Source organism: Mesorhizobium sp. M7A.F.Ca.AU.001.01.1.1 (assembly GCF_004022735.1).
GTDB classification, from domain to species: domain Bacteria; phylum Pseudomonadota; class Alphaproteobacteria; order Rhizobiales; family Rhizobiaceae; genus Mesorhizobium; species Mesorhizobium ciceri.
The window spans coordinates 1-1,463 of record NZ_RZPF01001061.1 but is presented as its reverse complement, the minus strand read 5'-3'; the positions used below and the strand labels follow the sequence as shown (position 1 = coordinate 1,463).

Below are 1,463 nucleotides of genomic sequence, written 5' to 3'. Positions count from 1 at the left end.
GCCTGATCCGGTCGAGGCACGCTCGCTGCGCGTCGATATCGTTGCTTTTTCCGGCACGCCAGAGGCCGCGCGCATCGTGCGCAGGGTTATCGCTGATCGCTCAGGCCCGATCGTGCCGCTGGTCAGCGAAGTGTTGAACCCGGCGGCTTATGCACATGAGCGGGCCGTCTGCGTCGACACCACCGCCGCGGGCGGCAATGCGACCTTGCTGGCCGGAGCCTGACTCCGGCCGGTCGATAGAGCCATTCACCGTTTCGTGGAAACGGTGAATGGCTCTATCTCTTTCGGTTTATGCATGTCGTTGTCCCAAAACCGGGACCACTTTTGAGCGACATGCATTACGCGCCTTCGACGACCGAAAAACCCTCGAACTGGGGGTGGCCGAGATAGTGGACCTTCGTCGTGCCGACATTCCTGTGGGCAGCGCGGAAATTCTCGGACTTGGTCCAGGCGATGAAATCATCGTGGCTCGCCCACACGGTGTGCGATGCAAACAGCGTGTAGCCTTCGGTCTCGTTGACCGGGCCTCGCAGCAGGTGGAATTCGCGGAACCCCTTCATCTCCGCAAGGCTGGAATCGCGGTTCTTCCACACGGCTTCGAAATCGTTCTCCGAGCCGGTCTGCACCTTGAAGCGGTTCATGGCGATGTACATGGTGGTTTCCTCTCACAGGGATGTTGATGATTTGCGGCCGCAGCGTTTTGTTCTGCGCACATTCAAAATGGGCCGATTTCGGTCTCGAACTCCAAACTTGCGCTTGCTGCCTGTGGTGGAATCGAAGGGAAGGGGGCTGCTTTGCGGATAATGCCAAGCGCCGCCTGATCGAAAGCCGCCGACCCTGAGGTCTCCAGGATGCGCAACTTATTTATGTTGCCCTTCCTGCCTATGACGAATTTAACAACCGCATTGTTGCGTGCCGCCAGTTGTAGGGACGGCGGCAGAGTGCGATTGACGCTGCCGAGCTTTCTAAAGACATCGCCGCGGTAGTTATCTTCCGCGGCAGTGCCTGCCTCGTTTTGCCTTTTGCCCTTGCTGGCCGCTTGCGCCGACAGGTCCTGGCCATCCGCCGTGCCGCGCTTCTCATCCGCCGTCTTTGACTGGGCAGCTGCCGGACTGGGCCTCGCGCTGGGGATCGGCGGCTGTTCTGGAACGGCGACAGGCGTCTCGGTGCTCCTGGGCTGAACGGTCGGCTGTGCCGGCGCTTCGGTCTTGGGAGCCACGCTCTGATCATCGGGGCGAGGGGCGCCGGCCACCAGTATGTCCGGGGTGACCGCCTGCGGTTTGACAGGTTCCGGCAAAGGCTTGAGCGGCGGCTTTGCCGCTTCCGCGGCAGGTTGGGAGGCCTCCGTTGGCTGCGACGGCTTGGGCGGCGTTGCCGGCTGTGGTTTGGCCGGTTGCGGGCTGGGCACCAGTGCAACGTTTATTGCCGTCGGGTCCTTGTCCAGCGCGCTGCCGACCACGTTG

At 61.9% G+C, this 1,463-nt stretch carries 3 protein-coding genes; 1 reads left to right on the top strand and 2 read right to left on the bottom strand.

Translation table 11 applies throughout. The features are described from left to right. A partial coding sequence (locus EN884_RS35760; RefSeq protein WP_164895417.1) for a hypothetical protein occupies positions 1-223 on the top strand: 223 nt, incomplete at its 5' end. Between the two features lie 115 nt (positions 224-338). Here EN884_RS35760 and EN884_RS35750 read toward each other — a convergent pair. Beyond that, positions 339-653 carry an antibiotic biosynthesis monooxygenase gene (locus EN884_RS35750; RefSeq protein ID WP_027039045.1) on the bottom strand — a complete coding sequence of 105 codons (315 nt, stop codon included), beginning with the start codon at positions 651-653 and terminating at the stop codon, positions 339-341. Positions 654-715: 62 nt separating this feature from the next. Next, positions 716-1,463 (bottom strand): TonB family protein (locus EN884_RS35745; RefSeq protein ID WP_128361118.1); only part of this gene is annotated, 748 nt, incomplete at its 5' end.